Source organism: Nitratireductor sp. OM-1 (assembly GCF_003296175.1).
Taxonomy (GTDB): Bacteria; Pseudomonadota; Alphaproteobacteria; order Rhizobiales; family Rhizobiaceae; genus Nitratireductor; species Nitratireductor aquimarinus.
On record NZ_CP029208.1, the window covers coordinates 3,244,194 to 3,259,614 of the forward strand.

Here is a 15,421-nt window from a genome sequence, read left to right on the forward strand (position 1 = left end):
TGACACAGAATCGGGAGGGACAGAATGAAGGCCGTGTTCTTTGAGGCATTTGGAGAGACGCCGCGTCTGGCCACCCTCCCCGACCCGACGCCCGAACCGCATGGCGTGGTGTTGAAGGTCGAAGCGACAGGTGTCTGCCGCAGCGACTGGCACGGATGGATGGGGCATGATGACGACATCGAACTGCCGCATGTGCCCGGACATGAACTGGCAGGGACCGTGGCCGCTGTCGGCCGTTCCGTCCGCAAATGGAAGATCGGTGACCGGGTCACCGTCCCCTTCGTCGGTGGGTGCGGTGGCTGTCCGCAATGCCATGCAGGACATCAGCAGGTCTGCGACCAGCAGTTTCAGCCCGGCTTCACCCACTGGGGTTCGTTCGCAGAATATGTGTCCATCCATCAGGCGGATCTGAACCTTGTCGCCCTGCCCGAAAGCATGGACTTCGTGACCGCCGCCAGCCTCGGCTGCCGTTTCGCCACCTCGTTTCGCGCGGTTGTGGATCAGGGCCGGACGCGAGCCGGTGAATGGGTCTGCGTGCACGGCAGCGGCGGTGTGGGGCTTTCAGCCATCATGATCGCCAATGCGCTTGGAGCAAACGTCGTGGCGGTGGACATTGCCGACGACAAGCTCGCGCTCGCAAAGGCGCTGGGTGCGGTCTCCACGATCAACGCCAGGGCGGTTACGGATGTGGCCGAAGCGGTGCGCGAGATCACGCAGGGTGGCGCGCATGTCTCCCTCGATGCGCTTGGTCATCCCGAGACCTGCTTCAACTCCATCCGTAACCTGCGCAAACGCGGCAGGCATGTGCAGATCGGCCTCATGGTGGCGGAGCAAAGCACGCCGCAGGTTCCGATGGCGCAGATCATTGCCAATGAGCTGGAAATACTGGGAAGCCACGGCATGCAGGCCCATCGCTACGACGCGATGATGGCAATGATCGCCACAGGCAAGGTGGAGCCGCAACGCCTCATCGGAAGGCGCATCGCGCTGGAAGAGGCCATAGAAGCGCTGACGGAGATGGACAGCTTTCAGGCGACCGGCGTGACCGTGGTCGACCGTTTCTAAAGGCTTGAGGGACGGTTCAGCGGGGCGCAGCATGGTGGTAACGAGCGTCTGAACATAGAGCGCACGTCGCATTGCATTCATGCGGTGCGTGGTTCGACAAGCTCACCATGAGGGAAGAGGTCGCCTGCAGGAAACCTCGATCAAAGGTGTTGCGGCGGATTTCAGAAACAATGCCCCCTCATGGTGAGCCCCCTGAGCCTGTCGAGGGGCGAACCACGCACCGCACTGTGGCTGCAAAATCCATATCGCGAATGTGATGGTATCTGACTGATCGCAGGGCGATCTAGATGCTGGTGACTGTCCAGTCCACCAGATCGGCCACGGCGGCGCTGAACGCGCGGTCGAGTGCTGCGGCGAAAGCCTCCGAGCCCGTCCCCGTGACGGGGGCCGACGCGCGGAAGGTGCGCGAGGCCCGCACGACGCCATTGCGGTCGTTCAGAACGCGGACGAACAGCTCGACTTCGGCACGCTTCGCGCCATTGACCTGCACATCGAAACTGCGCAGATCCGCAAGGATCTGATAGTCGATGGCCAGACCTTCACCCGGCATGCCAACGCCACCAAAGCGACCGGAGCGCTGATAAAGATCGGCCATGCTGGTCTGTACGATGCGCGGCAGGCGATCAGCCCAGCGAACGCCGCCCAGATACTGGATGGCGCCGCCGGAGGTCTTAACGACGATGTCCTGTCCATCGAGCATCTTGATGGCGGTGGGTTCGGTGACGAGGATCTGCGTTCGCGCTGCGCGTCGGCCATCGGTCGAAACCGGCGGCGGCGTGAGGTCAAAGGCATCAACCGGTGCAGGACCGCCCCCCGGCAGGGCCGCACAGCCCGCCAACACGCTTCCAAGCACCAACAGCGCGGAAATCCTCGCACTCGTTTTCAAAAAACGCTCCTCGAACCAAACGCCGGACAAACCGGGGAGATTCGCCCCTCTAGAAATGCAAAATCCTTAATTTGTTTGGGATGATGCAGCATGAATGTCAACGCCGCACCCGCCCATCGTAGCGACGAATCGTGCCATCCCCACCGGTAATGATGCGCTGCGGGTTCTGCTCGAAGTCCGAGACCGCGCTTTCGATGCGGTTGATCGAACGCCGGGCGTCGCGTACCAGCGCCTCCACCTCACGCAGACCACCGCCCGAGAAGCGCTCCAGATTGCCGGAAATCGCATCAACGCGGACGGTGAGCGTCTCGGCCATCTTGCGGAAGGATTTGAGCGTCTCGCGCGCATCGGCCATCAGGCCCTCGCCATCCCCGGATTCAAGCATGCCGTCGAGCTTTGCCAGAACGGAATCGAGCCGCACGGACGATTTGTTGAGCTGGCTTGCGAGTTCGCTTGCATTGGTGATGAAGGAATCGATGTCTTCCTTCCGCTTGTCCACGGTCTCGCTGACATCGGCGATGCTCTTGGCGGCCCGGTTCACTGTTGCACTCGCTTCCTCGAAATTCCCCACGGCGGATTTGACGGTCGCCGGATCGACACTGTCGAGTACGCCGTCGAGCTTGGCCAGCGTCTGATTGGCGTTGGTGGAGAAGGTGCCGATGGAGCGGACCGTTTCATCGACGCTGCTCATCACCGTGTCGATGTTGCGGCTGGCCTTTTCGAGACGCGCCGAGAATTCATCGAAGTTGGTCACCATCGAAGAGACCTTGTCCCGGTCCACGGAGGTGATCAGTTCTTCGGCGGCCTTGAGCGTGCTGTCGAGCTGCCCGGAAACCTTGGAAATGGTGCCGGAAAGGTCGCTGACATTGGACAGGAAATCATCGATGCCGGACGCGTTGCGCTCAAGCGCCTCGGAGAAGCGCTGCACGTTCTTGACGGTTTCGGTCAGCGGCTGACGGGCATCCTGCGTGAACCCTTCAAGCTGATCGACAACGGAATCCGCCCGCGTCAGCAGGCTCTGCGCGGTCTGAAGAAGATTGGTCACGGCCGAGGGGCTGGCCTGGATCTCGGCAACAGTGTCTTCGTCCTCGGCGAGATCAAACAGATTGGGTTCGTTCGGGTTGCCGCCGGTCATTTCGATATTCGCGGTGCCCGTCAGGCCGGCAAGCCCGACATCAGCCTTGGTGGAACTGGTAATCGGCGTCAGGCGATCCACCTGCGCATCGGCAATTGCAACGCTGGGGTTGGAAAGATCGAGATAGACCCGTCGAACGTCACCCACCTTCACGCCGTTGAACAGCACGGCGCTGCCGCGCGAGAGGCCGGAAGCGGAACCCGGAATGCGAAACCGCAGAAGCGCCGTCTCTCCCCGGTCACCGATATTGGCAGACCAGTAGACGAAACCGAACGCGGCCAGAATGACCAGAACGGTGAAGAAGCCGACAAGAACGTAGTTGGCTCTGGTTTCCATAATATGCCTGCTAACCTCTTGCGGAACGGTCGATCTGCCGGGCCCGCTTTCCCCTGAAATAGGCTTTCACCCAAGGATCGTCGCATGCGAGCATGTCGTCGACGGTGCCATCCACCAGAACACGCTTGCCACCAAGAACGGCGATGCGGTCACACGCCGTCAAAAGACTGTCGAGATCGTGCGTGACCATATAGACGGTCAGCCCCATCGTGTCGCGCAGTTTACCGACCAGCTCATCGAATTCCGCAGCGCCGATCGGGTCAAGCCCCGAGGTCGGTTCGTCCAGAAAAACAATGTCCGGGTCGAGCGCCAGAGCCCGCGCAAGTGCTGCGCGCTTGATCATGCCGCCTGAAAGTTCGGACGGAAACTTGGGCGCGGCCGTGCGCGGCAGGCCCACCAGTTCGAGCTTCAGATAGGCAAGCTCATCCATAAGGGCGCGCGGAAGATCGAGATATTCCCGCATCGGCACCTGAATGTTCTCCAGAACGGTGAGCGCTGAAAACAGCGCACCGTGCTGGAACAGAACCCCCTGGCGCATGTCCACCTTGAGGCGCTGCTCGTCATTGGCCTTGTCGAGATCCTGCCCCAGAAGGCGGATCATGCCGGAACGCTTGCGAATGAGGCCCAGAATGGTGCGCAGAAGGACGGACTTCCCCGAACCCGATGCGCCGACAAAGCCAAGGATCTCGCCCCGGTAGACGTCGAGCGACAGGCCGTCGAGCACCACGGTGTCGCCAAAGCCAACGGTGACGTCGCGCACCGACAGGACCACGTCCCGCGTCTCGCCCGTCTGCGTCTCCCGCTGTTCATCGATCAGCACCATACGCCCAAAACCCTAGAAATCGATTGCCGCATAGAAGATGGCGAACAGACCATCCACCACGATCACCACGAAGATCGCCTTCACCACCGAGGCGGTGACGTGATTGCCGAGCGATTCCGCGCTGCCGCCCACCTTCATCCCCTCAATGGAGGCGATGATGCCGACGATCAGCGCCATGAAGGGTGCCTTGATCAAACCGGCGAAGATCGTTGAAAGATCGATGGAATCGCGAAGCCGGTCGATGAACGCTTCCGGCGGAATGCCCGAATAGAGCCACGCGATCAGCATCGCGCCGCCAAGGGCGGCAAAATTGGCGACAATGGTCAGGCACGGAACGCCAACCATCAGGGCGACGAGGCGCGGGAACACCAGAACACCGACCGGATTGAGGCCGATGACGGTCAGCGCATCGACCTCCTCGCGCATCTTCATGGACCCGATTTCAGCAGTGATGGCGCTGCCGGAGCGACCGGCGATCATGATCGCGGTCATCAGCACGCCGAGCTCGCGCAGGATCAGGATGCCGACCAGATCGACAACGAAGATCTCCGCACCGAAATAGCGAAGCTGGAACGCGCCCTGCTGGGCAATGATTGCGCCGACGATGGCCGACATCAAAACGATGATCGGCACCGCGCCGACGCCCATGCGGTCGATCTGGCTGACGATTGCCGCCGGGTTGATGGCGTGGGTGCGGCCGAGCTTCATCTGCGCACCGCCAATGGTGGCGCCGAGAATATGCGCGCCATAGACGATGTCGTCGCGCGCCTCGTACATGGCGCGTCCGATCCGCTCCAGCGTGTTGATGATGATCGAGCCCTTGGGGCGCGGCTTGGCTTCGCCGTCCTGCACGACCGCTTCGCGCACAGCCGGCAAAAGAATTCTGGCCGCTTCGCTCTCTCCGGTCAGCTCGACCTCAACACCGCGCGACTGATGTGCGTAGACGAGGCGCTCGATCAGCCAGGCTCCGGCCGTATCGAGGCTGGTGATGCCAGAAAGGTCCAGCCCGACATGCTGCAGGCTGTTCTGCGCTTCGAGCTTGCGCATGCGCGCATCGACCTTCGCAACCGTGCGTGTGTTCCACGCCCCCGACAGACGACAGGAAAGTGCGCTCCCCTCCTCGTGAATTTCGAGGCGCGGCTCGCCATTCTGGCCGGAGGGACGTCCTGCGTCGCTTGCGTCGTCAACGGAATTGGTCAACATGGCACCATCATTAGTGTGGAGCAGGTCCAAAGGGAACCGGTTGCGGGCTCCCGGAGGGGGCATATAAGGCTTGTTCCTCTGATAATTGTGATTTTTTGCGAGAAGAAGGGCGGAAATGACACGCGAACTGGCCACAGACATCGAAGGTTTTCCGATAGCCGGCGTCTTCACAATCTCCCGAGGCTCACGCACCGAGGCGCGAGTCGTCAGATGCACGGTGAGTGAAAACGGCGTCAGCGGTCACGGCGAATGCGTGCCCTATCCGCGCTATGGCGAATCCGAGGACAGTGTGGTCGGCCAGATCGAGGCCGCGCGGCAGGAGATCGCCAACGGCATCAGCCGCGCCGATCTGATCGCCGCCATGCCGGCAGGTGCGGCGCGCAACGCCGTTGACTGCGCGCTTTGGGATCTGGAAGCGAAGCTTTCAGGCAAGCGCGCATCGACTGCGGCCTGCCCGATCCCGCCACGTCCGCTCCAGACCGCCTATACGATCTCGCTGGCGGAACCCGAAGAGATGGCCGCACAGGCGCGCGCCCATGCGACCCGCCCTCTCCTGAAAGTGAAGCTGGGCGGCAAAAACGATGCCGCGCGCATTCACGCCGTGGCGGGCGCAGCACCCGACAGCCGCCTCATCGTCGACGCCAATGAAGGCTGGACCGAAGAGAACATTCGCGAAAACATGCTTGCAGCGGCCGAATTTCACGTGGCGCTGATCGAGCAGCCCCTGCCGGCCGGCAAGGATGAAATCCTGCGCGAAATCCCGCATCCGGTTCCGATCTGCGCAGATGAAAGCGTGCACACGGCGCAGAGCCTTCCCGAACTCGCCGGGCTCTATGATTTCGTGAACATCAAGCTGGACAAGACCGGCGGCCTGACCGCCGCGATGGAGCTGCGCGACCGCGCCCGCGAAATGGGTTTTGGCGTGATGGTCGGCTGTATGGTGGGCACGTCGCTCGCCATGGCGCCGGCCGTGCTTCTTGCGCAGGGCGCAGATTACGTGGATCTCGACGGCCCGCTGCTTCTGGCAAAGGACCGTGCGCACGGGCTCAGCTATTCGGGCTCGCTCGTTTCGCCGCCTTCGCCACAGCTCTGGGGCTGAGGCGCAGGGTCGGGGCCGCTCAGGCGGCCTTGACCCCATCCTTTCGGAACGCGGTCACAACGCCGCGTTTCTCGATTTCCCGGGTGGCCGGGACAGGCGCTGTCTCAAGGATCTGCGCCCAGGTGATGATTTCGAAACTCCCGTCGAAATTCTCGGCCAGCGCCGTGCAGCTTTCCACCCAGTCGCCCGTGTTCATGTAGGTGACGCCGCGAATGTCTTCCATCGCGGCATGGTGGATGTGGCCGCAGATGACGCCATCGACTTCCGAGCGCTGCGCCTCCTGGGCGAGAACATCCTGAAACGAGCTGATGAACTTGATCGCCTTCTTGACCTTGATCTTCGCCCAGGAAGAGAAGGACCAGTAAGGCCGCCCCAGAATGCGGCGCACCCGGGCGATGACCCGGTTCACGACGATGGCGAGATCGTAGGCCTTGTCGCCCAGATAGGCGAGCCAGCGCACATTGTGCACCACCTGATCGAACTGGTCGCCATGGATGACGAGGAATTTGCGCCCGTCTGCTGCTTCATGGATCACCCGGTCGGCAACGACGATGCCGCCGAAATGCACACCCTGAAACGAGCGCAGGAACTCGTCGTGATTGCCGGCGATATAGGTGATCCCGGTGCCTTTGCGCGCCTTGCGCAGGAGCTTCTGCACCACGTCATTATGGGCAGCCGGCCAGTGCCAGGAGCGCTTCAGTCGCCAGCCATCGACAATGTCGCCAACCAGATAGATCTGCTCCGCATCGTGATAACGCAGAAAATCGATCAGAAACTCGGCCTTGGCCGGTTTCGAACCGAGGTGAATATCGGAGATGAAGAGTGCGCGAAATTTTCGATGTTCAGCGCCGGTCATTGTCCCGCCTGAGCCCTGTTAAGTCGCGCATTCTATGGCCAGATTCATGTCACAGGCATATGACGGATTCCGTAGCGTTACCGCAAACCCGGCCCCATCCTGCGTCAGAACAGCCCGAAAGCAGCAATTCTGGCGGATGAAACTGCTTCTCGGCATTCAACGCTGGAAAAAGCAGTTATGAGCGCCTAAGCACAAGTGATGATTCAAATCGTTTGAGTGCCTTGTTCCCTGCGGGAACGGAAAGGCGCGCGAACGCCGGGCCGCGAGCCAAACGGCCCCACCGACAGAGCCATGATGTGGAGCCGCTGGATGTCTTCCAATACCAAGAAACCGCAACGATCCGAATTCGACGAAGCCGCGCTCTTCTTCCACAGCCACCCCATGCCGGGAAAGCTGGAGATCCAGGCGACAAAGCCGCTCGGCAACCAGCGCGATCTGGCGCTTGCCTATTCGCCGGGCGTTGCCGCTCCCTGCATGGCCATCCATGACGATCCGAGCACGGCGGCAGACTACACCGCCCGCGCCAATCTCGTGGCCGTGGTTTCCAACGGTTCGGCGGTGCTTGGCCTCGGCAATATCGGCCCGCTTGCCTCCAAACCCGTGATGGAGGGCAAGGCGGTCCTCTTCAAGAAATTTGCCGGCATCGATGTTTTCGACATCGAAATCGATGCGCCGGAAATCGACCGGATGGTGGAAACCGTCGCAGCACTCGAGCCGACCTTCGGTGGCATCAACCTTGAGGACATCAAGGCTCCGGAGTGTTTTGAGGTCGAGGAACAGCTCAAGGCGCGCATGGGCATTCCGGTGTTCCATGACGACCAGCACGGAACCGCGATCATTGTTGCCGCGGCCGTCATGAACGGCCTGGAGCTGGCCGGCAAGGACATTGCCAAGGCGAAGATCGTTTCCTCCGGTGCAGGCGCTGCCGCCCTTGCCTGTCTCAATCTGCTGGTCTCGCTGGGTGCGAAGACCGAGAATATCTGGCTCACCGATCGCCACGGCGTCGTCTATGAGGGCCGCAAGGAAGAGATGGACCGCTGGAAAGCGCCCTATGTGAAGGACACGGACGCCCGCAAGCTTGCCGAAGTGATCGGCGGAGCGGACGTGTTCCTGGGCCTCTCGGCGGCCGGTGTCCTGAAGCCGGAAATGCTGGCTGACATGGCTGAAAAGCCACTGATCCTGGCGCTTGCCAACCCCGTTCCCGAAATCATGCCGGACGTGGCGCGCGAAGCGCGGCCTGACGCCATGATCTGCACCGGGCGTTCGGACTTCCCGAACCAGGTGAACAACGTCCTGTGCTTCCCCTACATCTTCCGTGGGGCGCTCGATGTGGGCGCAACCGCGATCAACGAGGGAATGAAGCGCGCCGCCGTGAAGGCGATTGCGGGCCTTGCACGCGAAGAACCTTCCGATGTCGCAGCGCGCGCCTATTCGGGCGAGACGCCGATCTTCGGACCCGACTTCCTGATCCCCTCGCCTTTCGATCCGCGGCTTATCCTGCGCATTGCGCCGGCGGTTGCCGAAGCGGCGATGAAGAGTGGCGTCGCGGCGCGGCCCATTGAGGACATGGACCAGTATCTGGACCGGCTGAACCGCTTCGTGTTCCGCTCCGGCCTGGTGATGAAGCCTGTCTTCTCGGCCGCCAAGGGTGCGGGCACCAAGCGCGTCATCTATGCGGATGGCGAAGATGAGCGCGTGCTGCGCGCGGCCCAGGTGGTGATCGAGGAAGGCATTGCCGAGCCCATCATCATCGGCCGCCCGCACGTGGTGGAAACGCGCCTCAAGCGCTATGGCCTGCGCATTCGTCCGGGCGAAGACTTCTCCATCATCAACCCGGAAGACGATCCGCGCTATCGCGACTATGTCGACATGCTGGTGCAGCTTGCCGGTCGGCGCGGCGTGACGCCGGAGGCGGCGCGCACGCTGGTGCGCACCAACACCACGGTGATTGCCGCCATCGCCATGATGCGTGACGAGGCCGACGCCATGATCTGCGGTCTGGAAGGGCGTTTCGAAAAACACCTGCGCTATGTCGACATGATCATCGGCAGGCGCGAGGGCGTGCGCGATCTCTCCACCCTCTCCATGCTGATCTCGCAGTTCGGCGTGACCTTCTTCACCGACACCTATGTCACGCTCTGCCCGTCGGCTTCCGAGATCGTGGAAACGACGATCCTGGCTGCGGAAGAAATCCGCCGTTTCGGCATCGAGCCGAAGGCGGCGCTGCTGTCGCATTCGAACTTCGGGTCGCGCGATTCCGAAAGCGCCATCAAGATGCGCGAAGCGGCGCTGACGCTGAAGCGCGTCGCGCCGGACCTGGTGTCCGAAGGCGAGATGCATGGCGATTCCGCGCTCTCGGAAGTGCTGCGCCAGCGTGTCTATCCGCAGGCCGCTCTTTCCGGTGAGGCCAATCTTCTGGTCTTCCCGAGCCTCGATGCAGCCAACATCACCCTGACCACGCTCAAGGTGATGACCGACGCACTGCATGTCGGCCCGATCCTTCTCGGCACCGCCATGCCGGCGCATATTCTCACGCCGTCCGTCACGTCGCGCGGTGTTGTGAACATGACCGCGCTGGCCGCCGTCGAGGCGCTGCAGAAGAGCAAGGCCATCATGACAAGCTGATTGCGGAAAAGTCGCAATTTTAGCTGTCACAGACCAAGATTTCGCGGTATAGTTGCATTTCTAACCGTAACTTAACTTGATTGGCGCATCTTCGCGCCAATCAGCCGGTGGTGTCTCGGAAACCAGTGCGGTTTTGGAGGCCTGTGAGCGTGGAATAAGTATCCCCACTCTGACCGGCGCTGTTTGAACGGTACGAGTGATGTATCTGCGCGGCAAAAACCTGTTCTGTTTGATGCTTGTGGCTGTCATGAGCATGGTCGGCATGGCTGCAACCATTGCAGACGCCGAGGCGAAGTCGCGCACATGCAGGAAGCTTGAAACACAGCTCGCCGCAGCCTCTGGCGGATCGTCCAGCAAAGCCAAACGCTACGATCGGGCAATTGCAAAACAGAAGAAAGAACTCGGCGTCGTTCGCGCCCGGCTCAGTAAGATGCGATGCGGGTTCGCCATTTTCGGGGATAATGCCCGGCAATGCGCGCAACTCAACAGATCTGCCGCCCGTATGACGCAGAACATTGCCGAATTGCGGCGTCAGCGGGGCTGGAAGGGTGGTGGTTCTCCTGGCCAGCGCTCTCGAATCCGCGCCGCGCTCAAGGCAAACAATTGCGATGCAAAAACGGCATCCCGGCCTCGCAAGGCCAAGAAGGCGGCAAATTCGGGCACCACGAGCTCCCGGAAGCTGCGTCGCCCTGGCACGGTCTTCCAGACCATGTGCGTTCGCACGTGTGACGGATACTATTTCCCGATCTCGTTTTCAGTCTCGAAAGACAAGTTCTCACGAGATGCCGAGACATGCACGGCCCGGTGCCCGGGCGCAGAAGTGGCGCTTTACGCGCATGACGTGCTGAACGAAGAAGCCGAAAACATGATCTCGGTCGCGGACGGCACGCCGTATCGGGAGTTGCCCAAGGCCTTCAGCTACCGTGAAAACGGGGTCTCGAAAGCCGCGTGCGGCTGTCGCAAGGACAGGAATTTCACGATTGTTGCCGGCCAGAGGGCGGTCGAATTGCAAGGCTTCGCCCGCGGTGAACCGTGGCAGGAACCGGAAGTGAAAGAGGAATTTCCGGCCAGTGAAGCTGCCAGCGCAAAGGAGACGAGCTTTTACATTGCAAAGGCGCCAGAACCAAAACCGGTAGACAGCGCTGGCGATGCATCAGCGCTTCAGCAGGGTCCTAACCCGGCGCGGTCGCTCGACGACGAGGCCGAGCAGCGCCGTGTCAGGATAGTCGGGCCAGCGTTTCTTCCCGACCCAAAAGGGGCAATAGACCTGCGAGCTCCGGCCCCTGCTCCCGCCCCGTAAGGGCAATCCGCAGCGGCATGAAGAGGCCCCGGCCCTTGCGGCCCGTCTCCGCCTTCACGGCGCCCGTCCATGCGCGCCAGGTCTCGGCGTCCCATGGCTCCTGCGGGAGATGCTTCCCCGCCTCGCGAACAAAGTCACGATCCTCGTCCAAAAGAACGGCATCCTGAGCAGGTTTCCCGCGAAGGATGCTCCACCAGTCAGCCGCCTCGGCGACCGTCTCCACATTGCCGCGCACGGCAAGCCAGAAGGCTTCTGCATCGTCTCCGGCAATACCAAGCCCCGCCAGCCGCTCTTTCACATCGCCGAACGTCATGGCCTGAATGAGATGCCGGCTGAGACCTGAAAGTTCTGCCGGATCGAACCTGGCAGCCGATTTCGACGTGGAAGTGGGTTCAAACAGGGCAGCGAGTTCATCCATGGATGCGGCAGCCGTTACGTTTTCCGAAGTGCCGATCAGGACGGCCAGCGACGCAACGGCCATGGGTTCAATGCCGCTTTCACGAAGGCTCGCCACGGAAAGTGCGCCTGTGCGCTTGGAAAGCCCTTCGCCAGAAACCGTGGTCAGAAGATTGTGGTGACCGAAGGCCGGCGGCTCAGCGCGCAGCGCCCGGAACAGCGCAATCTGCGCGCCAGTGTTGGTGACGTGATCGTCGCCACGGATGATGTGCGTGACGCCGAGATCAATGTCATCGACCACGGAAGGAAGCGTATAGAGATAAGTGCCGTCGCCGCGAATGAGGACGGGATCGGACATGGAAGCCAGATCGACCGTCTGCGGCCCGCGCACCACATCGTCCCAATGCACCTCGGTGCGGTTGGTCACGAAGGGATTGTCTGCGAAATTGGGCAGGAGGAAGCGCCAGTGCGGTTTGCGGCCCTCGGCTTCAAGTGCGGCCTTCTCCTCTTCGGTGAGTTTCAGCGCCTCGCGGCCATAGACGGGCGGCAGACGGCGCGACAGGCGGATCTTGCGCCGGCGCTCCAGCTCTTCGGGTGTCTCGTAGCAGGGGTAGAGAAGGCCTGCGGCCTTCAGCTTTTCAGCGGCGGCGTCATAGCGATCAAAGCGCGCCGACTGGGCGACCGTCTGATCCGGCTCAATGCCAAGCCAGGTGAGATCGCGGGCGATGCCTTCGGCATATTCCTGTCGCGAGCGCTCTACATCCGTGTCGTCGAAACGCAGGATGAAACGGCCGCCATGCTTCTTCGCATAGAGCCAGTTGAAAAGCGCGGTGCGGGTGTTGCCGATATGGATGTGGCCGGTCGGAGACGGCGCGAAACGAACGGTGACTGTCATGCCTGCGGGCGTAGCCAAAAGTGCCGCAACTGGCAAGAAGAACGTGGCCTCAGGCCCCTTTCAGCCGCGCGCTCAGAGAGCGCGAGACGAAGAAAAGAACCACGCATGCCGCAAGGCAATAGACGCCCATCACGCTGATCTGCAGCGGGTAGCTCACGCCACGGTCGATCAGGAAGCCGGTAATGCCCGGCCCCATCGCCGTGGCGAAGACCATGATCGCGACCGTCAGCGCGCGAATGGAGCCCAGATGCCGGATGCCATAGACTTCTGGCCACAGCGCGCCGAACAGGGTGGACGAGAAGCCGTAGGACACACCCATCAGCCCCATGAAGGCGAAGGCGCTCCACTGGGCCTCACTGCCTGCCAGAATGAGACAGGCAGCCCCCAGCGGGATCAGGAAGCCGGGCAGAAGCGCGACAGCGGAGAAACGGTCAATCAACTGGCCCGAGATCAGCGCAAAAATGACCGTCATGGACGCCATGAAGGTGAAGGAAGATGCAAACACCTCCAGCGACCAGCCGCGCAGATCCACCAGATAGATCTGATGGAAGAAGATGGTGGTGCCGATGAAGCCCGGCGCCATGACGCCGAGCAGCAGAAGATAGAAAACCGGATCGCGCACCACCTCGCCGCGCGTCCAGTCACGCACGGTGCTGCGGCGGGATACCGGATCGCTGTCACGCGGGGCGCGCTCAACAGCGATCAGGCCGGTGATGACCGGTAGTGCGAAAACGAGCAGCAGGCCAGCGGCGATGAACCAGCTGTTGCGCCAGCCGACGACCGCTGCAACAGCAACGAAAGCGAGCGGCAGGATCGCCTCACCCACATTGTGCCCGAGCGTGGCGACGGAGACCGCACGGCCGCGCTGGGCAGAAAACCAGCGCCCCATGGCGGTCAGCGAATTGTGGGTCATCATCCCCTGCCCGAACAGGCGCAGCATGTAGATGGTGACCACCAGGACGATGATCGAATGCGACAGCGCCATCGACACACAGGCGAGCGCCAGAAGCGGGATGATGATGAAGGTGACCGTTCGCGCCGAGTGGCGGTCAACGATCTGGCCAAGCTTTGGCAGGGTGAACGCGCTGGCGAGCGTCGCCAGCATGTAGAGCGTGCCGAATGCCCCGTGGGACAGATCATATTCGGCGCGGATATCGCCTGCCGAGAGTGAGATGAAGAAGGTCTGCCCGAAAGAAGAAAACAGCGTGAGCAGGAAGCCGCCCGCAAGCCAGCGCGCATTTTCGCGAAGAAAGACGAGATAGGACATCGACGAACTCTGGAGCTTGGCGGCGCGCGCCGTGGGAAGACCGCGAAAGCGGGTTGGGTGCATCGTAGACGCAGGCACAAATATGGCAATGGCCGCGATGGCTCCATGGAATGCGCCAGAAGCCCCTTGCGCAACACATAAGAATCGACTTATCTATTGCGCATGACAGAAACGGATATCTTCAAGGCGCTGGCCGACCCGACCCGCCGGCACATGCTGGAACGGCTGAGTGCTGGCGAACGCAACGCGACAGAGCTGCGCGAAGGGCTCGCCATGTCACAGCCGGCGATCTCGCAGCATCTGGCCGTGCTGCGCAGCGCGGGCCTGATCGAAGAGGAAAAGAGTGGCCGGCAGATGCGCTACCGCATTCGGCCCGACGGGCTCGCCCCGGTGGTCGACTGGCTCGCTCGCTATCGCGCCTTCTGGCCCGAACGGGTCGACAGGCTCAAAACGCTGCTCAGGGAGATGGACCAGTGAGCGACGCGAACGACGAAAAGACGAACGAAAACATCGTTCTGGAGTATGTTCTGGAATCATCGCCGGAGAAGGTCTGGCGTGCCCTCACCATTCCCGAACTGGCGGCAAGCTGGCTTGGCGAACCCGGCGACGGCGAGACATCGCCCGCCTATGAGATGGTGGACGAAGAGCCCTGCTCGCGCGTCCGCTATGCCTGGCGCGACCGGAACACCGACGCGCCGGATACGCTGGTCACCTTCGAGATCAGCCCAGCCCCCGGCGGGCACACGCATTTTCGCCTGACGCACAGCGCCAGCACGTTGCCGCGCATGGCCGCCAATGCCAATGGAGTGCCGATGGCGCGCGCCGCCTGACGCCCACGCAAACCGACATCGACAACAAAGGAGATCGCGCATGCGCGAAACGATGGCGCTCATCCCCATGGTGGTGGAGCAATCGTCGAAAGGCGAACGCTCCTTCGACATCTTTTCAAGGCTCCTGCGGGAGCGGATCATCTTTCTGAATGGCGAGGTGAACGACGACTCGGCTGCGCTGATCTGTGCGCAGCTTCTTTTTCTGGAATCGGAGAACCCGGAGCGGGAAATCTCATTCTACATCAACTCGCCGGGCGGCGTGGTGTCGAGCGGCTTTGCGATCTACGACACGATGCGCTTCATCAAGAGCCCGGTGGCGACCGTGTGCATGGGCACTGCCGGCTCCATGGGATCATTCCTCCTGATGGGCGGGGAAGCCGGTCGCCGCGCTGCACTCGCCAATGCGAGCATCGTCCTGCATCAGCCCTCCGGCGGCTTTCGCGGCCAGGCATCCGATGTGCAGCGCCATGCCGAGGATATCCTCAAACTGAAGCGGCGGCTGATCGGGCTTTATGCGCATCATTGCGGGCGCACGGAAGACGAAGTGGAGCGCACGCTCGACCGCGATTTCTTCATGACCGCGCAGGAAGCCTGCGACTGGGGGCTGGTGGACCGGGTCTACTCAACGCGGGCGGAACTGGAAAACGAGAGAGAGCGATAGAAACGGGAAAAGACAGAAGAAACATGACCTTGCACTTCATCCCG

The 15,421-nt window shown here is 61.9% G+C and carries 14 protein-coding genes; 7 read left to right on the top strand and 7 right to left on the bottom strand.

Annotated features, from left to right (window positions below):
* Nucleotides 1-24: 24 nt before the first annotated feature.
* Nucleotides 25-1,065, top strand: coding sequence for a zinc-dependent alcohol dehydrogenase family protein (locus DEJ54_RS15555; RefSeq protein WP_113155370.1), 1,041 nt, complete (start codon nt 25-27; stop codon nt 1,063-1,065).
* Between the two features lie 283 nt (nt 1,066-1,348).
* Here DEJ54_RS15555 and DEJ54_RS15560 read toward each other — a convergent pair whose 3' ends face one another.
* The 4 genes from DEJ54_RS15560 to DEJ54_RS15575 all read right to left on the bottom strand — a co-directional run bounded on the left by DEJ54_RS15560 (nt 1,349) and on the right by DEJ54_RS15575 (nt 5,448).
* Nucleotides 1,349-1,951, bottom strand: a complete 603-nt coding sequence (locus DEJ54_RS15560; protein ID WP_113156322.1) for an ABC-type transport auxiliary lipoprotein family protein — start codon at nt 1,949-1,951, stop codon at nt 1,349-1,351.
* A 97-nt stretch (nt 1,952-2,048) separates the two neighbouring features.
* Nucleotides 2,049-3,422 (bottom strand): MlaD family protein, encoded by a 1,374-nt coding sequence (locus DEJ54_RS15565; RefSeq protein WP_113155371.1) that lies wholly within the window; start codon nt 3,420-3,422, stop codon nt 2,049-2,051.
* Nucleotides 3,423-3,432: 10 nt separating this feature from the next.
* A complete protein-coding gene (locus DEJ54_RS15570; RefSeq protein ID WP_113155372.1) occupies nt 3,433-4,245 on the bottom strand; it encodes an ABC transporter ATP-binding protein in 813 nt (270 codons plus the stop codon).
* Nucleotides 4,246-4,257: 12 nt separating this feature from the next.
* Nucleotides 4,258-5,448 carry an ABC transporter permease gene (locus DEJ54_RS15575; protein WP_113155373.1) on the bottom strand — a complete coding sequence of 397 codons (1,191 nt, stop codon included), beginning with the start codon at nt 5,446-5,448 and terminating at the stop codon, nt 4,258-4,260.
* A 115-nt stretch (nt 5,449-5,563) separates the two neighbouring features.
* Here DEJ54_RS15575 and dgcA point away from each other — a divergent pair, with 115 nt between their 5' ends.
* Complete coding sequence (gene dgcA, locus DEJ54_RS15580) at nt 5,564-6,547, top strand: N-acetyl-D-Glu racemase DgcA (protein ID WP_113155374.1); 984 nt, start codon at nt 5,564-5,566, stop codon at nt 6,545-6,547.
* 19 nt (nt 6,548-6,566) lie between these two features.
* On the opposite strand, the gene DEJ54_RS15585 is transcribed toward dgcA, so the two are convergent.
* Nucleotides 6,567-7,403 (bottom strand): UDP-2,3-diacylglucosamine diphosphatase, encoded by an 837-nt coding sequence (locus tag DEJ54_RS15585; RefSeq protein WP_113155375.1) that lies wholly within the window; start codon nt 7,401-7,403, stop codon nt 6,567-6,569.
* Nucleotides 7,404-7,712: 309 nt separating this feature from the next.
* On the opposite strand from DEJ54_RS15585, the gene DEJ54_RS15590 reads away from it, so the two are divergent.
* Both DEJ54_RS15590 and DEJ54_RS15595 read left to right on the top strand, forming a co-directional pair.
* Complete coding sequence (locus DEJ54_RS15590; protein WP_113155376.1) at nt 7,713-10,028, top strand: NADP-dependent malic enzyme; 2,316 nt, start codon at nt 7,713-7,715, stop codon at nt 10,026-10,028.
* 199 nt (nt 10,029-10,227) lie between these two features.
* Nucleotides 10,228-11,328, top strand: coding sequence for a DUF2865 domain-containing protein (locus tag DEJ54_RS15595; RefSeq protein ID WP_113155377.1), 1,101 nt, complete (start codon nt 10,228-10,230; stop codon nt 11,326-11,328).
* Here the strand turns inward: DEJ54_RS15595 and gltX are convergent.
* The gene (gene gltX, locus DEJ54_RS15600; RefSeq protein ID WP_113155378.1) at nt 11,246-12,619 is read right to left on the bottom strand and encodes a glutamate--tRNA ligase; all 1,374 of its coding nucleotides are present in this window, start codon (nt 12,617-12,619) and stop codon (nt 11,246-11,248) included. The two genes, DEJ54_RS15595 and gltX, sit on opposite strands and share 83 nt — an antisense overlap.
* Before the next feature lie 49 nt (nt 12,620-12,668).
* Nucleotides 12,669-13,886, bottom strand: a complete 1,218-nt coding sequence (locus DEJ54_RS15605; protein ID WP_113155379.1) for an MFS transporter — start codon at nt 13,884-13,886, stop codon at nt 12,669-12,671.
* 162 nt (nt 13,887-14,048) lie between these two features.
* Between DEJ54_RS15605 and DEJ54_RS15610 the strand changes: the two genes are divergently transcribed.
* From DEJ54_RS15610 to DEJ54_RS15620, 3 genes are read left to right on the top strand one after another with little or no spacing between them, the layout of a single operon-like run.
* Entirely contained in the window at nt 14,049-14,363 is a 315-nt protein-coding gene (locus tag DEJ54_RS15610) for a helix-turn-helix transcriptional regulator (RefSeq protein WP_113155380.1), read from the top strand.
* The gene (locus tag DEJ54_RS15615) at nt 14,360-14,716 is read left to right on the top strand and encodes an SRPBCC domain-containing protein (RefSeq protein ID WP_113155381.1); all 357 of its coding nucleotides are present in this window, start codon (nt 14,360-14,362) and stop codon (nt 14,714-14,716) included. The genes DEJ54_RS15610 and DEJ54_RS15615 overlap by 4 nt, the downstream gene beginning before the upstream one ends.
* Nucleotides 14,717-14,756: 40 nt before the next feature.
* Nucleotides 14,757-15,377 carry an ATP-dependent Clp protease proteolytic subunit gene (locus tag DEJ54_RS15620; RefSeq protein WP_113155382.1) on the top strand — a complete coding sequence of 207 codons (621 nt, stop codon included), beginning with the start codon at nt 14,757-14,759 and terminating at the stop codon, nt 15,375-15,377.
* The last annotated feature ends 44 nt before the right edge of the window (nt 15,378-15,421 follow it).